Below are 17,969 nucleotides of genomic sequence, written 5' to 3' on the forward strand. Positions count from 1 at the left end.
GCGAAGCCCGATTCAGAACGGTTATGCTGCGACCCGAATGGCCCAAGTGACCCCGAACCACGCCCCCCAGCTCGAACAGGATGCCCATGACCCGGGCCTGATCCGCCTGTCCGGTACCTGGACCCTGAAGACCGCGCTGGCCGCGGCCGAAGTCCTGCGCGACGTTCCCGACACGTTGACCGGTATCGATGCCACCGGCATCGAGAAGATGGATTCGGCGGGCGTGCTGCAGGTGCTGCGCGTGGCCCATCGCGCCGACCTCGGCGAGGACGCGCTGCAGTTCCGTCCGGACCATCAGGCGCTGGTGTGCACCATCGAGGAAGTGGCCGACGACCGGCCCAAGCCCAAGCGCGATTTCGGCGTGCTGGCCGCGCTGGAGCGGCTGGGTGTCAGCGTCCACACCACCGGCCACAACATCAAGGCGCTGTGCAGTTTCCTTGGCGAGAACCTGGTCAAGGCCGCCCGCCTGGTCAAGGAGCCGCGCCGTTTCCGCATGACCGCGACCGTGCACCAGATGGAGCAGGTCGGGCTGGACGCGGTACCGCTGGTGGCGCTGCTGTCCTATCTGGTCGGCGCGGTGATCGCCTTCCTCGGCTCGACCATCCTGCGCGATTTCGGCGCCGAGATTTACGTGGTCGAACTGGTCAACATCGCCTTCCTGCGCGAGTTCGCCGTGCTGCTGACCGCAATCGTGCTGGCCGGCCGCACCGCCAGCGCGTTCACCGCGCAGATCGGTGCGATGAAGGCGCGCGAGGAAATCGATGCGATGCGCACGCTGGGCCTGGACCCGATCGACCTGCTGGTACTGCCACGGCTGCTGGCGCTGCTGGTCACCCTGCCGCTGCTGACCTTCATCGCGATGGTTGCCGGCCTGGCCGGCGGCATCACCGTCGGCGCGTTCGACCTGGATATCCCGCCACAGATGTATATCGCCCGCATGCACGACACGATGGAAGTGCGGCACATGCTGGTCGGCCTGTCCAAGGCGCCGGTGTTCGCGCTGGTGATCGGCCTGATCGGCTGCCTGGAAGGCCTGAAGGTCGAAGGCACGGCGCAGTCGGTCGGCGAACGCACCACCTCCAGCGTGGTGCAGACGATTTCGCTGGTGATCATCATCGATGCCTTCGCGGCGTTGTGGTTCATGCACATGGACTGGTGACATGAGCACGCATCCGACGCCCGAAGAAATTCCCATGCAGGACGACGACGGCCACGAGCTGGCCATCCGCGTGCGCGGACTGGTCAACCGTTTCGGCAGCCAGACTGTGCACGAGGACCTGGACCTGGACGTGCGCCGAGGCGAAATCCTCGGCGTGGTGGGCGGTTCGGGTACCGGCAAATCGGTGCTGATGCGCTCGATCCTCGGCCTGCGCGTGCCTGATGCCGGGCAGATCGAAGTGCTCGGCCGCGATGCGCGCGCCGACGACGCCGAGAGCCGCCTGCACATCGAACGCAACACCGGCGTGCTGTTCCAGGACGGTGCGTTGTTCTCCTCGCTGACCGTGGGCGAGAACGTGCAGGTACCGCTGAAGGAGCATCACCGCGAACTGCCCGAGCGCTGGCACTACGAACTGGCGCTGCTGAAGGTGAAGCTGGCCGGCCTGCCCGCCGACGCGATCAACAAGCTGCCCTCGCAGCTGTCGGGCGGCATGCGCAAGCGTGCCGGCCTGGCCCGTGCATTGGCCCTGGACCCGCCGCTGCTGTTCCTGGATGAACCCACTGCTGGACTGGACCCGATCGGCGCGGCGGCGTTCGACCGCCTGATCAAGACCCTGCAGGAAGCACTGGGCCTGACCGTGTTCCTGATCACCCACGACCTGGACACGCTGTACGCGATCTGCGACCGGGTAGCGGTGATCGCCGACCGCAAGGTGGTGGCCAATGCGCCGCTGCCTGACATCGAGAAACTGGATCATCCGTGGATCCAGGAATACTTCCACGGACCCCGCGCGCGTGCCGCGCGTGGCGAACAGATCGAGAGTGCCTGAGCCATGGAAACCAAAGCCAACTACGTGCTGATCGGCGCGTTCACCCTGATCACCGGCCTGGCCCTGCTGGCCTTCGGCCTGTGGGCCGCCAAGTACTCCTCCGACCGCACCTGGCAGGAATACCGCGTGGTGTTCCGCGAGGCGGTCACCGGCCTGTCGGTGGGCAGCCCGGTGCAGTACAACGGCATCGCGGTGGGCTCGATCACCGAACTGAACCTGGTACCGGACGACCCGCGCCAGGTGGTGGCACGCATACGCCTGAACTCCAACACGCCGGTGAAGACCGATACCCGTGCCAAGCTGGCGATCACCAGCCTGACCGGCCCGTCGATCATCCAGCTCAGCGGTGGTACGCCGCAGTCGCCGGCACTGACCACGGTCAACAAGGACCCGGCGCCGATCATTCCGACCACGCCGTCGGCCCTGCAGAACATCACCGACGTCGCCAACCGCATTGTCGAGCGCATGGACCAGATCCTCAGCGACCGCAACGTTGCGTCGATCAACGCAACGCTGGCCAACCTGGAAACCATCAGCGGCGGCCTGGCCGACCGCGACCAGGGCACCCAGGCACTGCTGCTCAGCGCGCGTGACGCCGCACGCAGCCTCGACACCACGCTGAAGACCACCAACGGCACCATCGAGCGGCTGGACAAGAACCTGGTGCAGCAGCTGCCGGGCATCATCGACAAGCTCGACGGCACCCTGGTCAAGCTCGACTCGGCCGCCGGCAACGCCGATTCGATCCTTGGCGAGAACCGTGCCGCGATCAACAGCTTTGCCAACGACGGCCTCGGCCAACTGGGCCCGACGCTGACCGAACTGCGCGGGCTGATCCGCGACCTGCGCCGGGTCAGCGACCGCCTCGAGAACAACCCCGCGCGCTACCTGCTTGGCCGCGACGCCCCGAAGGAGTTCGAACCCCAATGAGCCCGACCACCCTTCCGCGCCTGCTGCTGGCCGCTTCGATGGTCGCCCTGCTGGGCGGCTGCTCCATCCTCGGCAGCAGCGAAAAGACCGCGGTGACGCTGTATTCGCCGTCCGTGCAGGTGAAGCCGGATCCGGCGTGGCCGCAGGCCAGCTGGCAGCTGGTGCTGGCCAAACCCAGCGCCGCGCGCATGGTCGACAGCCCGCGCATCAACGTGCGGCCGACGCCATCGCAGCTGGAGATCTACAAGGGGGCCAGCTGGGCGCAGCCGGCCACCGACATGATCGAGGACACCCTGCTGCGCGGCTTCGAGGATTCCGGCCGGATCCGTGGCGTGGCCCGCAGCACCGCCGGCATCCGTGCCGACTACAAGCTGTCCACCGACGTGCGCCGTTTCGAATCGGACTACCAGGGCCAGGCGACGCCGACGGTGGTGATCGAGGTCAACGCCAAGCTGATCCACGTCGCCGACCAGCGCGTGGTCGCTGACCGTACCTTCCGCCAGGCGCAGCCGGTCGGCAGCACCGACGTGCCGGCGGTGACCGCCGCCTTCGAACGTGGCCTGCAGCAGCTGGCGCAGGATGTGGTCGGTTGGACGCTGCAGAGCGGGCAGGCCGACCAGCCGACCATCGCGCGCTGATCGCCGCATTCGCCGGGCACGTGAGTTACGGGGTCAGATCCCTTTCCGGCAGGAAAGGGATCTGACCCCTTCTTCGTCAACGCGGCGTAATCCAGCGGAAGGTCAGGTTGATGCGCTCACCCTGCACCCGCGCCGTCTTCGGCAACGCATGCTGGTAGAAGCGCTGGGTCTGGCCGGCCATCAGCAGCAGGTCGCCATGGCCAAGCAGGAATTCGGCCTTCCGCGCCGCGTCATCGCGCCGGCGCAGCAGGAACCGCCGCACTGCGCCCAGGCTGAGTGAGGCGATCAGCGGCGCCGGCCCCAGCTCCGGCTCGTCGTCGCTGTGCCAGCCCATGTAGTCGCCACCGCCGCGATAGCGATTCAGCAGCACGCTGTTGAAGCGGCCGATGCCTTCGGTTTCCAGATGCTCACGCACACCCTGTAGCGACAGCGGCCAGGGGTGCGGCACGAATTCAGCACCGGAATAGCGGTAGCGCGCCTGCGGATCGCCGATCCAGCAACTCAACCGCGGCGAATCCACCCAGTTGCCGAACATGCGGATGCGGTGGACCTCCCACGGGACTTCGGCCTGCAGCGCGGTCAGGAGCCGATCGGCATCGGCTGCGGCCAGCCAGCCCGGCAGGTGCTGGACGTCGGCATCGGGCAGGTCATCGGGGAACAGCATGGCCACACGCTAGCACGCCGGCGTTTGCTGTCATGACCGCCAGCACCGAAAATGGCCCCATGACCATTGCCCAGATGCTGATGCCGTCCGCTTGCCCCCTTTCGTGGGGCCCAGCCCGATGAGCGTACGCCAATCGCTGTTCCCGTTGCTGCGCGCCATGTTCCGGGCCTTGCCGCTGCCACAGGCGCAGCGTGACCGGCTGCGCACCCGGCTGTTGGCGCGGCATGGCGACTGGGTACCGCCGCCACCCAAGGGCCAGCAGGCTGAGGGGGGCACCGGCGCCAGCGCCCAGCTGCGCTGGCGTGCAGACGAGCCGGCGATCGGCCACGTGCCATGGCGTGAGGCGACCTTGCCGTCTCCTTTGCCGGCGACGCTGGTCGCGTTCTACCTGCCGCAGTTCCACACATTTCCCGAGAATGACGCCTGGTGGGGCAAGGGCTTTACCGAATGGCGCAACGTGACCCGCGCGCTGCCTCAGTTCGAGGGCCACATCCAGCCGCGCCTGCCGGCAGACCTGGGTTTCTACGACCTGCGCAACCCTCAGGTAATGCGGGACCAGGCACGCCTCGCAGCTGAGTACGGTATCGGCGCGTTCTGCTTCTACTACTACTGGTTCAGTGGCCGCACTTTGATGGAGGACCCGCTGCGCCAATGGCTGGCCGACGACAGCATCGAACTGCCGTTCTGCCTGTGCTGGGCCAACGAGAACTGGGCACGACGCTGGGACGGCCGCGACGAGGACATCCTGATCGGCCAGCAGCACAGCGCCGAGGATGATCTGGCCTTCATCGCACATGTCGCGCCCTACCTGCGCGACCGCCGCGCATTGAAGGTCGAGGGCCGGCCCATGCTGCTGGTCTATCGCCCGCACCTGCTGCCCGACGCCGGGGCGACCACCGAGCGCTGGCGCCGCTGGTGCCGCGACAATGGCGTCGGCGAAATCCATCTGGCGTACGTGCAGGGCTTCGAGCGCCCGGATCCCCGCGACATCGGCTTCGATGCGGCAGTAGAGTTCCCGCCGAACATGAGCAATCCGCGCTCTCTGTCGGCGCAGCAATGGCTGCTCAATCCGGCCTTCAATGGCGATGTCCGCGACTGGCGCGAACTGGCCACCGAGATCGCATCACGGCCGCTGCCAGACTATCCGCTCTACCCTGGCGTGAACCCCGGCTGGGACAATGAGGCGCGTCGCTCCGGTCGCGGCCGCGTCTACCTGCATGCATCACCGCGCGGTTATCGCGACTGGCTGCGCACCACGATCCATGAGCGCCTGTCCGCTGCACCGCAGGCGCAGCGCATGGTCTTCATCAACGCCTGGAACGAATGGGCAGAAGGCGCCGTGCTGGAACCGGATGCGCGGCTGGGTCATGCCTGGCTGCAGGCCACCCGCGATGCGCTGGCGCCTGCTCCGGCACTGCGTCAGAAACCGGCAGTACATCTCCACGCCTGGTATCTGGAAACGCTGCCGGAGGTATTGTCCGCACTGCGCGAGGCCGCCCTCGACTGGACAATCGTGGTGACTACGCCGGCACAACAGGTGGATCTGGCCAGGCAGGCTCTTGTGGCACATGGGCTGCAGGGTGAGGTCATCGCCGTAGATAACCATGGTCGCGACATTCTTCCGTTCCTTGAGGTCTCCGAACGGCTGCTGCAGGCTGGTCACGATGTGGTGCTGAAACTCCACACGAAGCGTTCAACCCATCGCGCCGATGGCGACCAGTGGCGGCAGGAACTACTGCAGCGACTGGTACAGGGCGGACGTGCCGCACGCATCCATGCCGCGTTCCAGGCCGACCCCGCACTGGGCATGGTGGTCGCCGAAGGACATCTGTTGCCCGTCGCCGATTTCATAGGCGGCAATGGTCCCGCATTGGCACGACTGCAGGCGCGACTTGGGCTGGAAACACCAGCGGACGCCACTCAATTTGGCGCCGGCAGCATGGGCTGGTGGCGGCTGCAGGCCCTGCGTCCATTGCTGGACGCGCATCTGCATCGCAGCGCGTTCGAGGACGAGCAGGGCCAGATCGACGGAACGCTGGCCCATGCCATTGAACGTGCGCTGGGCGCCTGCTGCGAACACGCCGGACTGCGCGTCACGACAGCCGCAGCGTGCCTCGGCGAGGCCGATGCCAGCAGCGACGAGTACGCCTACGCCCGACGCAGCTGAGAATGAAGGGGGCACAACGCCCCCCTCCTCGTATCGATCAGCCACGCTGGAACGCGACCCCGGTCTTTTCCTTCAGCTCGTCATCGCTGACGCCCGGTGCCGCTTCCACCAGCAACAGGCCCTTGTCAGTCACGTCGAACACAGCCAGGTCGGTGATGATGCGGTCGACCACACCCACACCGGTCAGCGGCAGCGTGCATTCGGCGAGGATCTTGTGGTCGCCGTTCTTGGCGGTGTGCTCCATCAGCACCACCACGCGCTGTACGCCGGCCACCAGGTCCATCGCACCGCCCATGCCCTTGACCATCTTGCCGGGCACCATCCAGTTGGCCAGGTCACCCTTGTCGGTGACCTGCATGGCGCCGAGGATGGCCAGATTGACGTGGCCACCGCGGATCATCGCGAAGCTGTCGTGGCTGCCGAAGTAGCTGGCACCGGCACGCGCGGTGACGGTCTGCTTGCCGGCGTTGATCAGGTCGGCGTCGACCTCGGCTTCGGTCGGGAACGGACCGATGCCAAGCAGGCCGTTCTCCGACTGCAGCCACACGTCCACGCCTTCGGGAATATGGTTGGCAACCAGGGTCGGCAGGCCGATGCCCAGGTTCACGTATGCACCGTCGGTCAGTTCGCGGGCGGCGCGTGCCGCCATTTCATCGCGGGTCCACGCCATGTCAGTTGCCCTCCGCGCGGATGGTGCGCTGTTCGATACGTTTTTCGGGGGTGGGGTTGTGCACGATCCGGTGCACGTAGATGCCCGGCAGGTGCACCTGGTCGGGATCGATCGCGCCGACCGGCACCACCTCTTCCACTTCCACGATGCAGACCTTGCCGGCCATCGCGCAGGCCGGATTGAAGTTGCGTGCGGTCTTGCGGAACACCAGGTTGCCAGCCTCGTCGGCCTTCCACGCCTTGACCAGCGCGACATCGGCACGCAGCGCGGTCTCCATCACGTAGTGCTTGCCGTCGAACTCGCGGGTTTCCTTGCCTTCGGCCACCACGGTGCCGTACCCGGTGGCGGTGAAGAACGCCGGGATGCCCGCGCCGCCGGCACGCAGGCGCTCGGCCAGGGTGCCCTGCGGGTTGAATTCCAGCTCCAGCTCGCCGGCCAGGAACTGGCGCTCGAATTCCTTGTTCTCGCCCACGTAGGACGAGATCATCTTCCTGATCTGCCGGGTTTCCAGCAGCTGCCCGAGGCCGAAGCCGTCAACGCCGGCATTGTTGGAGATCACGGTCAGGCCTTTGGCGCCACTGTCGCGCAGCGCGGCGATCAGCGCCTCGGGAATGCCACACAGGCCGAAGCCGCCCACGGCCAGGGTCTGGCCATCGGCGATCACACCCTGCAGTGCGTCTGCCGCAGAGGCGAAACGCTTGCTGCGCGTGCTGCTGGAAGTCGATTGCTGCATCTCTACTGCCCTACCCGGTGAGAATCCCGCCATTCTAGCGGCACACCCGTTACCGGCTGGGATGCGCCGCAGCATGACTCGGCATGACGGGCTGCCAATCCGTAGAATGTCCCCTTCCCCGCTTGCGTGCCCCGGGCAACGCCTGCTGCAGATGGAGAGGACAGGACGACGCATGGCCGAAGTATTCACCGGAGGGGAACTGTCCCGCTGGCTGGATGCGGGGACACTGGAAAAGGGCAGACAACGCGTATCGGCAGTGCGTGAACTGGGCTACAGGGCGCCGCTGCTGACCGCGCAGGTCGAAGCCCGGCAGGTGATGATCGACCTGGAAGCCAGCGCCCGCACACCGCATAGCCCCCTGCAGAGTCGCTGCACCTGTCCTGCGGGAGGTCACTGCGAGCATGTTGCCGCCATGCTGCTGGCTGCGCTGGAGACCTCATTGGAGGGAGACAGCGGCTCGCTGCGTCCGGCCGCCCATCCGACACTGCCTACCCTGCAGATCCAGGCGATGACGCCTATTCTCCATCTGCACAGCATGGACTACCGTCCTGCCTGGCTTACCGAGCGCGATGCCTCGCAGTGGCTGGACGTCGCTACCGTCGCCTTCGAGTACGACGAGCACGTGCGCTTTCTCGATGACCCGTCGCTGTTCGTGCATGACGCCGAGGGACAGCTCTACCTGCTGCCGCGTGACCTGCACGAGGAGGCACGGCGGGAAACTGAACTTCACAGCGTGCACCTGCACCGCGAACGGCAACCGCGCATCGCGCTGGATGGTGGTGGGCCACTGTTCGAGCTGCGCAGTTTCGACTGGACCCGCTTCCTTTTGGAGGACGTGCTGCGGCTGGAGGCACTGGGCTGGAAGATAGAGACCGACGATGCCTTCCGCCATCGCATCTTCCGCGTAGACCAGATTGATCTGAACCTGCAGGCGGCGCCGGCCGACAGCGCCACGTTCGACCTGGCCCTGACCATCGAGGTCGATGGCCGCAGCGTCGCGCTGGTTCCGTTGTTGCAGGCCGTACTGCAATCGGATCCACGCTGGCTGCGCGGCCAGCTGGATGCGATCAGCGATGACGAAAACGTGCTGCTGACGACGGCGGACAATGAACGCCTCGCCTTGCGGGCGGGTCGCCTGAAACCGGTGATCGCGCTGCTGGCGGATCTGTTCAGCGACTCTGGACAATCCCTGCGCCTGCAGGCACATGACCGCGGCCGCCTGCAGGCACTGCAGGAAGCCGCCCAGCTGCGCCTGCACGCCAGCGACGATACCCGTGCGCGCGTGCAACGCCTGCTGGATGCGCCGGCCATGGCCGCGGTACCGCCACCCAAAGGGCTGCACGCTACGCTGCGCCCCTACCAGCTGGAAGGCCTGTCGTGGCTACAGTACCTGCGCCAGCAGGGGCTGGGCGGCGTACTGGCCGATGACATGGGGCTGGGCAAGACCCTGCAGACCCTGGCCCATCTGCTGATCGAAAAGGAAAGCGGCCGTCTGGACCGGCCGACGCTGCTGGTGGTGCCGACCTCGCTGCTGCATAACTGGCAGAGCGAAGCCGCGCGCTTCACCCCGGGACTGCGCGTACTGACCCTGCACGGACCGGCCCGCGAGACGCTGTTCGACGCGATTCCCGCACATGACCTCGTGCTCACCACCTATCCCCTGCTGTGGCGCGACGAGCAGGCATTGCAGGCGCACTCCTACCATCTGCTGATCCTGGATGAGGCGCAGCAGGTGAAGAACCCGAAATCACGTGCGGCAGTCACGCTGCGCACGCTGCGGGCCCGCCACCGTCTATGCCTGACCGGTACGCCGCTGGAGAACCATCTGGGCGAATTGTGGACGCAGTTCGACTTCCTGCTGCCCGGGCTGCTCGGCAGCGAAAAGCAGTTCAACCAGCATTGGCGCCACCCCATCGAACGCGGCAGCGACCAGCGCCGTGCCCAGCTGCTGGCACAGCGGCTGCGCCCTTTCATCCTGCGCCGGCGCAAGGACCAGGTGGCTGCCGAGCTGCCACCAAAGACCCTCATCACCCGTGCGGTAACGATGGAGGGCGGGCAGCGTGATCTCTATGAAACCGTGCGTGCGGCGATGGAGAAGCAGGTCCGCGAGGCGATCAGCGACAGCGGACTGGCACGCAGCCACATCAGGGTACTGGATGCGCTGCTGAAGCTGCGCCAGGTCTGCTGCGATCCGCGCCTGCTGCCGGGCGAAACGCCGGCACGCAATGCCGGTTCGGCCAAGTTGGAACTGTTGCGTGAGATGCTGCCGTCGATGGTCGAGGAAGGCCGCCGCATCCTGTTGTTCTCGCAGTTCACCGGCATGCTGGCGCTGATCGCGCAGGCGCTCGACGGGCTGGGCCTGGCCTATGTGACCCTGACCGGTGATACCCAGGACCGGGTCACGCCGGTACAGCGTTTCATGCAGGGCGAAGTGCCGCTGTTCCTGATCAGCCTGAAGGCCGGTGGCGTGGGGCTGAACCTGACCGCCGCCGACACCGTCATCCACTTTGATCCCTGGTGGAATCCGGCGGCCGAGAACCAGGCGAGTGACCGTGCCCATCGCATCGGCCAGCAGCAGCCGGTCTTCGTCTACCGGCTGATTGCCGCCGGTAGCATCGAAGAACGGATCGCCGAACTGCAGGAGCGCAAGGCGATGCTGGCCGAATCGATTCTTGAAGGCGGCGGCAGCGCCGGACCACGCTTCAGCGAAGAGGACGTGCAGGCGCTGCTGGCACCGTTGCCGGGCGCACCGGCCAAACGCCCTGGCCGGGCCGGCAGGCGGCCAGCGCAGGCCTGATATCGAACATCAGTCACCTGGCGTTGCCTGATGGAAACGATTCCCATACGGGTCGGGCGCTACAATGAAAGACTGAGCTCACAAAGGATCTGATCGATGCCCCTGCCCGCCTTCAAGGCCTACGATATCCGCGGCCGTGTGCCGGAAGAACTGAACGAAGAGCTGGCCCGCCGCATTGGCGTCGCCCTGGCTGCGCAGCTCGCTCCCGGTCCGGTGGTGCTTGGCCACGACGTTCGCCTGACCAGCCCGGCGCTGCAGGATGCGCTGGCATCGGGCCTGCGTGGCGTGGGTCGCGAAGTGATCGACATCGGGCTGTGCGGCACCGAAGAGGTCTACTTCCAGACCGATCACCTCGGAGCGGCCGGCGGCGTGATGGTGACTGCCAGCCACAACCCGATGGATTACAACGGCATGAAGCTGGTCAAGGAGAATGCCCGTCCGATCAGCTCCGATACCGGCCTGTTCGCGATCTCCGATGCGGTCGCCGCCGATGCGTCCGAGGCCCAGCCGCCGCGCGCCGGGCAGACCGCCCAGCATGACAAGAGCGCCTATATCCAGCATCTGCTGAGCTACGTCGACGCCGCCAAGCTCACGCCGCTGAAGCTGGTGGTCAATGCGGGCAATGGTGGCGCCGGTGCCATCGTCGACCTGCTGGCCCCGCACCTGCCGTTCGAGTTCATCCGCATCTGCCATGAACCCGATGGCAACTTCCCCAACGGTATTCCCAACCCGCTGCTGCCGGAGAACCGTGCCGCCACCGCTGAAGCCGTGCGCGAACACGGCGCTGATTTCGGCATCGCCTGGGACGGCGACTTCGACCGCTGCTTCTTCTTCGACCACAGCGGGCGTTTCATCGAGGGCTACTACCTGGTCGGGCTGCTGGCCAAGGCCATCCTCGCGCGCAATCCGGGCGGCAAGGTCGTGCATGACCCGCGCCTGGTCTGGAACACCGTGGAAATGGTGGAGCAGGCAGGCGGCGTGCCGGTGCTGTGCAAGAGCGGCCACGCTTTCATCAAGGAAAAGATGCGCGCCGAGGATGCGGTGTATGGCGGCGAGATGAGCGCCCACCACTACTTCCGCGAATTCGCCTATGCCGACTCCGGCATGATCCCGTGGCTGCTGATCGCGCAGCTCGTCTCGGAAAGTGGACGTTCGCTGGCCGACTGGGTGGAGGACCGCATGGCGGCCTATCCCTGCAGTGGCGAGATCAACTTCAAGGTTGCAGATGCCAAGGCTGCCGTGGCACGCGTGATGGAGCACTTCGCAACGCAGTCGCCCGCGCTGGACCACACCGACGGCATCAGTGCCGATTTCGGCGACTGGCGCTTCAACCTGCGCAGCTCCAATACCGAGCCGCTGCTGCGCCTGAACGTCGAGGCACGTGGTGACGCAGCGTTGATGCAGGCGCGCACCGACGAAATTTCCCGTCTTGTCCAGCAGTAATCAAGGAAGATCATGAGCAACATCCAGCCCGTCATCCTCTCCGGTGGTTCCGGAACCCGCTTGTGGCCGCTCTCGCGCGAGGCCTATCCGAAGCAGTTTCTGCCACTGGCGGGCGAGCTGACGATGCTGCAGGCCACCTGGCAGCGCGTTGCACCCATCGCCGCGCATGGCCCGCTGGTGATCGCCAACGAAGAACACCGCTTCGTCGCTGCCGAGCAGCTGCAGCAGGTGGGTGCCGAACCGGCCGCGATCATCCTTGAACCGGTGGGCCGCAATACAGCGCCCGCCATCGCGGTGGCGGCATTGGAGGCCACCCGTGACAGCGCCGATGCGCTGCTGCTGGTGCTGCCCTCGGACCACGTGATCACCGATGAGGCCGCGTTCCGCGCAGTCGTGCAGGCTGCAGCCAGCGCTGCCGAGGCCGGCAAGCTGGTGACCTTCGGCATCGTGCCGACCGGCCCGGAAACCGGCTATGGCTACATCAAGGCCGCTGATGGCCAAGGTCTGCGTGCGGTCGAGCGCTTTGTCGAAAAGCCCGACCTTGAGACCGCCACCGGTTACGTCAGCAGCGGCCAGTATTACTGGAACAGCGGCATGTTCCTGTTCAAGGCCTCGCGCTACCTGCAGGAACTGGAGCGCTTCCAGCCCGACATGCTGGCCGGCAGCCGCCAGGCCTGGCAGCAGGCCCGTCGCGATTCGGATTTCACCCGCCTCGACAAGGAGGCGTTCGCCATCGTCCCCTCGGATTCCATCGACTATGCCGTGATGGAAAAGACCGCAGACGCCGTGGTGATTCCGCTGGACGCGGGCTGGAACGATGTCGGCTCGTGGACGGCACTGCGCGATGTCTCGCAGCAGGACGGCGACGGCAACGCCCACCAGGGTGATGTGATCGCCATCGACTGCCGCAATACCTACGCCTACGCGCAACGCCTGGTGGCGTTGGTCGGCCTGGACGATGTGATCGTGGTCGAGACCGACGATGCGGTGCTGGTCGGCAAGGCCGACCGCATGCAGGAGGTCAAGACCGTGGTGGCGCAGCTGAAGGCCGACGGTCGCAGCGAAGCGACATGGCACCGCAAGGTCTACCGCCCGTGGGGCGCCTACGATTCGATCGACAATGGTGAGCGCTTCCAGGTCAAGCGCATCACGGTCAAGCCCGGCGGTACGCTGAGCCTGCAGATGCACCACCATCGTGCCGAGCACTGGATCGTGGTCAGCGGCACCGCAGAAGTGACCCGGGGCAACGAGGTGATCCTGCTCAGCGAGAACCAGAGCACCTACATTCCGCTGGGCGTGACCCATCGCCTGCGCAACCCGGGCAAGCTGCCGCTGGAGCTGATCGAAGTGCAGTCCGGCAGCTACCTTGGTGAAGACGACATCGTGCGTTTCGAGGATACGTACGGGCGCAGCTAGTGAGGTAGCGCCGGCCCATGGCCGGCGAGCGCAGCGGTTCAATGCATGCGCCGGGCATGGCCCGGCGCTACCGTCAGCGGGTCAGTTCTGCCATGACCCGCTTCAGTCCATCCTGCCACGTTGGCAGTTCGATACCGAAATCCTGCTGCAGCTTGCGGTTGTCCAGCACCGACCATGCCGGGCGCTTGGCCGGGGTCGGATACTCCGAACTGGGAATCGCCTCGACGGCCGGCACCTTCGCCAACACACCGGTCGCCAGCGCCTCGGCGAAGATCGCCTCTGCAAACCCATGCCAGCTGGTCTGGCCGCTGGCGGTCAGATGCCAGGTACCGGACAGCTGCCCCGGATGCTGCAGTGCCTGCGCAGTGACATCGGCAATCAGCGCGGCCGGTGTAGGCGTGCCGATCTGATCAGCAACCACCCGCAGCTGGTCGCGCTCGGCGCCCACCCGTAGCATCGTGCGCAGGAAATTGGCGCCATGTGAGGCATATACCCACGCCGTGCGGAAGATCAGGTGGCGGCCACCGGCCGAACGCACCGCATCTTCGCCATCACGTTTGCTGGTGCCATAAACCCCCAGCGGCGCGGTCGGTTCATCCTCGCGGTACGGGGCCGTGCCCTGGCCATCGAACACGTAGTCGGTGGAGTAATGCACGAAGGGCACGCCATGGGCCGCACACCAGCGCGCGATCACGCCCGGCGCCTCCGCATTGGCGGCGAAGGCGGCCGTCGTGTCCTGCTCGGCACGATCGACTGCGGTATAGGCCGCAGCGTTCACCACTACCGATGGCTGCAGGCGGTCCAGCAATGCCGGCAGGCTATCGGGCTGGCCGAAATCAGCCACCTCGCAGGCGCCGCCATCAGGCAGCTGACCACTGCGGGTGGTGGCAACCACTTCACCCAGCGGCGCCAGCGCACGCAGCAGCTCCTGGCCGACCTGGCCATTGCCACCGAACACCAGAACGGTCATGGCACGAAGACCGGCAAGCGATCTTCAGCGATGTCCTTCAGGAACGGCGCGTTCTCGTCCTTGGCCGACAAGGTCGGCGCGCTGACCGGCCAGTCCACGGCAATGTCGGCATCGTTCCAGCGCACGCCGGCATCAAAGTCCTTCAGGTAGACCTCGGTGCACAGGTAGCTGAACACCGCACGCTCGGACAGCACGGCGAAACCGTGGGCGAAGCCCTCCGGAATCCAGAACTGCTTCTTGTTTTCCGCACTCAGCACCACCGCTTCCCACTGGCCGAAGGTCGGCGAGCCGCGGCGGATGTCCACGGCCACGTCGTAGACCTCGCCTTCCAGCACGCTGACCAGCTTGCCCTGCGGGCGCGGCCACTGGTAATGCAGGCCACGCAGCACGCCCTGCGCCGAGGTGGACACGTTGCTCTGCACGAAGCGATCCGGCAGGCCCAGCGCGGCGAAACGCTCGGCATTCCACGTTTCAAAGAAGTAACCGCGGGCATCGCCGAACACGGCCGGCTCGATCACCACACAGCCGGGCAACTTGGTTTCAATTACTTTCACGGAACAACTCCACGCAAAGCGAGTTTATGCAGGTACTGGCCGTAGCCGTTCTTGATCAGCGGCGCAGCCAGCGCTTCCAGCTGCTCTGCATTGATCCAGCCCTGGCCGAACGCGATTTCTTCCGGGCAGCAGACCTGCAGGCCCTGGCGAGTCTGGATGGTCTCGATGAAGTTGGACGCTTCCAGCAGCGACTGGTGGGTGCCGGTATCGAGCCAGGCATAGCCACGGCCGAGTGCCTCCAGGTGAAGATTGCCTTCTTCCAGGTAGCGCTTGTTGAGATCGGTGATCTCCAGCTCACCACGCGGCGACGGCTTCAGTTCGGCCGCATGATCGCTGGCCTTGCCGTCATAGAAGTACAGGCCGGTCACCGCATAGTTGGAGCGCGGATTCTCCGGCTTCTCCACCAGATCAATGACCCTACCGCTTGTGTCGAACTCGGCCACGCCGTAACGCTCCGGATCGTTCACCCAGTAGCCGAATACGGTCGCACCGTCCACGCGCTCATCGGCACGCTTGAGCACTTCGCGCAGGCCGTGGCCGTGGAAGATGTTGTCGCCCAGCACCAGGCAGCTCGGCTTGCCGGCGACGAAGTCGCGACCGATCAGGTAGGCCTGGGCGAGGCCATCCGGACTCGGCTGCACCGCGTACTGGATGTCCATGCCCCACTGCGAACCATCACCCAGCAGCTGCTGGAACAGCGCCTGCTCGTGCGGGGTATTGATGATGAGCACTTCACGGATGCCCGCCAGCATCAGCACGCTGAGCGGGTAGTAGATCATCGGCTTGTCGTACACCGGCAGCAGCTGTTTGCTGACGCCTTTGGTGATCGGATACAGCCGGGTGCCGGAGCCACCGGCGAGGATGATGCCCTTGCGCTGCGTCATGTTGTCTCCCGGGTTCAGGCCGTGGTGCCGATGCGCTGCAGTCGGTAGCTGCCGTCGAGCACGCCGTTGACCCATTCCTGGTTGTCCAGGTACCAGTCGACGGTGAAGGTGATGCCCTGCTCGAACGTATAGGCCGGCTCCCAGCCCAGGTCGTTCTTCAGCTTGGAAGCATCGATCGCATAACGGCGGTCATGACCGGGGCGATCGGTGACGTAGGTGATCTGGCTGCTGCGCGGCTGGCCATCCTCGCGCGGGCGGCGCTGGTCCAGCAGGGAACAGATCGCCTGCACCACCTCGATGTTCTGCTTTTCCGAGTTGCCACCAACGTTGTAGGTCTCGCCAACCTGGCCCTTGGCCAGCACGGTACGGATCGCTTCGCAGTGATCGGACACGAACAGCCAGTCGCGCACCTGCTTGCCATCGCCGTACACCGGCAGCGGCTCGCCGGCCAGCGCCTTGGCGATCACCAGCGGGATCAGCTTCTCGGGGAAGTGGTACGGGCCGTAATTGTTCGAACAGTTGGTGGTCAGCACCGGCAGCCCATAGGTGTGGTGGAACGCACGCACCAGGTGGTCCGAAGCTGCCTTGGACGCCGAGTACGGCGAATTGGGCGCGTACTGGGTCGTTTCGCTGAATTTGCCGGTCTCACCCAGCGTGCCGTACACCTCGTCGGTGGACACATGCAGGAAACGGAACGCCGCGCCCTGCTCGGCCGGCAGCGTCTTCCAGTAATCCCGCACCGCTTCCAACAGGCCCAGGGTGCCCACCACGTTGGTCTGGATGAACGCGCCCGGGCCGTCGATGGAACGGTCGACATGACTTTCGGCAGCGAAGTTCACCACGGCATCCGGCCGGTGTTCGGCCAACAGGCGGGTGACCAGGGCGCTGTCGCCGATGTCACCCTGCACGAACACATGGTTCGGATTGCCGTCCAGGCTGGACAGGGTCTTCAGGTTGCCGGCGTAGGTCAGCACATCGAGGTTGATGACCCTTACGCCGCGGGCAACTGCCTCGAGAACGAAGTTACCGCCAATGAATCCGGCGCCGCCGGTGACAAGCCATGTGGGCACTACCTGTTCTCCTGATCAGTTTTCATACCAACCGCATCGGGGCGGCCGGATTCCAAAGCTGAAGGATACAACGACTGCGCGCCGAGACCTTGAACAGCCTCGCCCGACGTGGGGAGCGCCGACCGGGGTTCAGCCAACCTGAAGCAGCCAGACCCTGATATCTGCGGGCATCATGGACAGGATCGGGCTGGCCAGGGTCAGCACCGACGTGACCGCCATCGCCTTGGCGAACGAGACGCTGCGGTCGGTGCGGATGCGGGCGTAGAGCCCCCGGGTGCTCATTGACGGCAAGGTGCGGACGTCAGACACCCGCAGCCCATGATGCGCGGCGATGGCGGCCACGCTGGCATCGTCCAGATAATGGACATGTGGCGATGGGAAGTCCTTCTGCCACATGCGGTCGAACGAAGCCGGCATCCCGAGACTGGCCATCGCCCTGGATATGCGGTACAGCACCCCCGTCCGGGCCGGGGCATTGACAACAATCCAGCCTCCGGGAGTCAGGTGGCGGATGCAGGCCTCAAGGGCGGAATCGATGTCCGGAATGTGTTCCAGGACATCGTTGAAGATGATCACGTCGAATCGTTCTTCGTCCGCTAGCACGCCAGGGAAGAAACCCCTGCGCACATCCAGGCCTTTGGCTGCGGCGATCGCCGCGATGCGTGCATCCGGTTCAATTCCAACCACTTCGAAGTGGGGCATGGTTGCTTCAAGAAACCAGCCGTGCGCGCATCCGACGTCCAGCAGGCGTGGGCGTCTGCCATCGGTACGCGTGATCCGCGCCCCCAGATCCGTGGTCAATGTCTGGAAATTGCGTTGCCGCAGATGCTCCAGCCCTTCCTCGCGCATGGCCTCATCGACAACTTCAACGCTTCCATCGATATCGATGTCAACGCTGAGCGTGCTTCCTTCGTAGGTGCAGTCGTCGCATACACGGTGCCAGGGCCGGAGGCCCACCTTCAGCGTGGAATGACAGCCAGGGCAAAGCTCGTCAGGTCCAGTCACCATTTTCTCCTCGGGTTCTTCCCACGGGGTCACGCTAAGG

At 65.7% G+C, this 17,969-nt stretch carries 16 protein-coding genes; 8 read left to right on the forward strand and 8 right to left on the reverse strand.

The genetic code is table 11. From position 1 onward, the window contains the following. Positions 1 to 37 precede the first annotated feature (37 nt). The 4 genes from V9K93_RS11095 to V9K93_RS11110 are packed head-to-tail and all read left to right on the forward strand — an operon-like array spanning position 38 to position 3,556. A complete protein-coding gene (locus V9K93_RS11095; protein WP_046983180.1) occupies positions 38 to 1,159 on the forward strand; it encodes an ABC transporter permease in 1,122 nt (373 codons plus the stop codon). Position 1,160: 1 nt separating this feature from the next. Continuing rightward, on the forward strand, positions 1,161 to 1,988 hold the full coding sequence (locus V9K93_RS11100) for an ABC transporter ATP-binding protein (RefSeq protein WP_046983181.1): 828 nt from the start codon (positions 1,161 to 1,163) through the stop codon (positions 1,986 to 1,988). A 3-nt stretch (positions 1,989 to 1,991) separates the two neighbouring features. Beyond that, complete coding sequence (locus tag V9K93_RS11105; RefSeq protein ID WP_046983182.1) at positions 1,992 to 2,918, forward strand: MlaD family protein; 927 nt, start codon at positions 1,992 to 1,994, stop codon at positions 2,916 to 2,918. After that, positions 2,915 to 3,556 (forward strand): ABC-type transport auxiliary lipoprotein family protein, encoded by a 642-nt coding sequence (locus tag V9K93_RS11110; protein ID WP_295380183.1) that lies wholly within the window; start codon positions 2,915 to 2,917, stop codon positions 3,554 to 3,556. Before V9K93_RS11105 ends, V9K93_RS11110 begins: the two co-directional genes overlap by 4 nt. Before the next feature lie 76 nt (positions 3,557 to 3,632). On the opposite strand, the gene V9K93_RS11115 is transcribed toward V9K93_RS11110, so the two are convergent. Next, entirely contained in the window at positions 3,633 to 4,220 is a 588-nt protein-coding gene (locus V9K93_RS11115; protein WP_337302554.1) for an alpha-ketoglutarate-dependent dioxygenase AlkB family protein, read from the reverse strand. Positions 4,221 to 4,338: 118 nt separating this feature from the next. Here V9K93_RS11115 and V9K93_RS11120 point away from each other — a divergent pair, with 118 nt between their 5' ends. Beyond that, on the forward strand, positions 4,339 to 6,387 hold the full coding sequence (locus tag V9K93_RS11120; RefSeq protein WP_337302555.1) for a glycoside hydrolase family 99-like domain-containing protein: 2,049 nt from the start codon (positions 4,339 to 4,341) through the stop codon (positions 6,385 to 6,387). A 37-nt stretch (positions 6,388 to 6,424) separates the two neighbouring features. Here the strand turns inward: V9K93_RS11120 and V9K93_RS11125 are convergent, their stop codons facing one another. Both V9K93_RS11125 and V9K93_RS11130 read right to left on the reverse strand, forming a co-directional pair. Beyond that, on the reverse strand, positions 6,425 to 7,057 hold the full coding sequence (locus V9K93_RS11125; RefSeq protein WP_295380186.1) for a CoA transferase subunit B: 633 nt from the start codon (positions 7,055 to 7,057) through the stop codon (positions 6,425 to 6,427). A gap of 1 nt (position 7,058) precedes the next feature. Beyond that, the gene (locus V9K93_RS11130; RefSeq protein WP_046983187.1) at positions 7,059 to 7,790 is read right to left on the reverse strand and encodes a CoA transferase subunit A; all 732 of its coding nucleotides are present in this window, start codon (positions 7,788 to 7,790) and stop codon (positions 7,059 to 7,061) included. A 172-nt stretch (positions 7,791 to 7,962) separates the two neighbouring features. On the opposite strand from V9K93_RS11130, the gene V9K93_RS11135 reads away from it, so the two are divergent. The 3 genes from V9K93_RS11135 (at position 7,963) to V9K93_RS11145 (ending at position 13,446) form a co-directional block, all read left to right on the forward strand. After that, positions 7,963 to 10,587, forward strand: a complete 2,625-nt coding sequence (locus tag V9K93_RS11135) for a DEAD/DEAH box helicase (RefSeq protein WP_337302556.1) — start codon at positions 7,963 to 7,965, stop codon at positions 10,585 to 10,587. A 96-nt stretch (positions 10,588 to 10,683) separates the two neighbouring features. Continuing rightward, positions 10,684 to 12,030 carry a phosphohexomutase domain-containing protein gene (locus V9K93_RS11140; RefSeq protein ID WP_337302557.1) on the forward strand — a complete coding sequence of 449 codons (1,347 nt, stop codon included), beginning with the start codon at positions 10,684 to 10,686 and terminating at the stop codon, positions 12,028 to 12,030. A 12-nt stretch (positions 12,031 to 12,042) separates the two neighbouring features. Continuing rightward, positions 12,043 to 13,446, forward strand: a complete 1,404-nt coding sequence (locus V9K93_RS11145) for a mannose-1-phosphate guanylyltransferase/mannose-6-phosphate isomerase (protein ID WP_046983190.1) — start codon at positions 12,043 to 12,045, stop codon at positions 13,444 to 13,446. A gap of 73 nt (positions 13,447 to 13,519) precedes the next feature. On the opposite strand, the gene rfbD is transcribed toward V9K93_RS11145, so the two are convergent. From rfbD to V9K93_RS11170, 5 genes are all read right to left on the reverse strand, one after another. After that, a complete protein-coding gene (rfbD, locus tag V9K93_RS11150) occupies positions 13,520 to 14,416 on the reverse strand; it encodes a dTDP-4-dehydrorhamnose reductase (protein ID WP_337302558.1) in 897 nt (298 codons plus the stop codon). Beyond that, positions 14,413 to 14,970 carry a dTDP-4-dehydrorhamnose 3,5-epimerase gene (gene rfbC / locus V9K93_RS11155; RefSeq protein ID WP_046983192.1) on the reverse strand — a complete coding sequence of 186 codons (558 nt, stop codon included), beginning with the start codon at positions 14,968 to 14,970 and terminating at the stop codon, positions 14,413 to 14,415. Before rfbC ends, rfbD begins: the two co-directional genes overlap by 4 nt. Beyond that, entirely contained in the window at positions 14,967 to 15,854 is an 888-nt protein-coding gene (rfbA, locus tag V9K93_RS11160) for a glucose-1-phosphate thymidylyltransferase RfbA (protein ID WP_046983193.1), read from the reverse strand. The genes rfbC and rfbA overlap by 4 nt, the downstream gene beginning before the upstream one ends. A 14-nt stretch (positions 15,855 to 15,868) precedes the next feature. Further along, positions 15,869 to 16,924 carry a dTDP-glucose 4,6-dehydratase gene (rfbB, locus tag V9K93_RS11165; RefSeq protein ID WP_046983194.1) on the reverse strand — a complete coding sequence of 352 codons (1,056 nt, stop codon included), beginning with the start codon at positions 16,922 to 16,924 and terminating at the stop codon, positions 15,869 to 15,871. 129 nt (positions 16,925 to 17,053) lie between these two features. Further along, a complete protein-coding gene (locus V9K93_RS11170; RefSeq protein ID WP_169050336.1) occupies positions 17,054 to 17,929 on the reverse strand; it encodes a class I SAM-dependent methyltransferase in 876 nt (291 codons plus the stop codon). Between the last annotated feature and the right edge of the window lie 40 nt (positions 17,930 to 17,969).

Source organism: Stenotrophomonas sp. CCNWLW162, from assembly GCF_037203745.1.
GTDB classification, from domain to species: Bacteria; Pseudomonadota; Gammaproteobacteria; order Xanthomonadales; family Xanthomonadaceae; genus Stenotrophomonas; species Stenotrophomonas maltophilia_AQ.

Coding starts and splice junctions, on each gene's coding strand:
- V9K93_RS11095 (WP_046983180.1), top strand. CDS start 38: ATGGCCCAAGTGACCCCGAACCACGCCCCCCAGCTCGAACAGGATGCC.
- V9K93_RS11100 (WP_046983181.1), top strand. CDS start 1,161: ATGAGCACGCATCCGACGCCCGAAGAAATTCCCATGCAGGACGACGAC.
- V9K93_RS11105 (WP_046983182.1), top strand. CDS start 1,992: ATGGAAACCAAAGCCAACTACGTGCTGATCGGCGCGTTCACCCTGATC.
- V9K93_RS11110 (WP_295380183.1), top strand. CDS start 2,915: ATGAGCCCGACCACCCTTCCGCGCCTGCTGCTGGCCGCTTCGATGGTC.
- V9K93_RS11115 (WP_337302554.1), bottom strand. CDS start 4,220: ATGCTGTTCCCCGATGACCTGCCCGATGCCGACGTCCAGCACCTGCCG.
- V9K93_RS11120 (WP_337302555.1), top strand. CDS start 4,339: ATGAGCGTACGCCAATCGCTGTTCCCGTTGCTGCGCGCCATGTTCCGG.
- V9K93_RS11125 (WP_295380186.1), bottom strand. CDS start 7,057: ATGGCGTGGACCCGCGATGAAATGGCGGCACGCGCCGCCCGCGAACTG.
- V9K93_RS11130 (WP_046983187.1), bottom strand. CDS start 7,790: ATGCAGCAATCGACTTCCAGCAGCACGCGCAGCAAGCGTTTCGCCTCT.
- V9K93_RS11135 (WP_337302556.1), top strand. CDS start 7,963: ATGGCCGAAGTATTCACCGGAGGGGAACTGTCCCGCTGGCTGGATGCG.
- V9K93_RS11140 (WP_337302557.1), top strand. CDS start 10,684: ATGCCCCTGCCCGCCTTCAAGGCCTACGATATCCGCGGCCGTGTGCCG.
- V9K93_RS11145 (WP_046983190.1), top strand. CDS start 12,043: ATGAGCAACATCCAGCCCGTCATCCTCTCCGGTGGTTCCGGAACCCGC.
- rfbD (WP_337302558.1), bottom strand. CDS start 14,416: ATGACCGTTCTGGTGTTCGGTGGCAATGGCCAGGTCGGCCAGGAGCTG.
- rfbA (WP_046983193.1), bottom strand. CDS start 15,854: ATGACGCAGCGCAAGGGCATCATCCTCGCCGGTGGCTCCGGCACCCGG.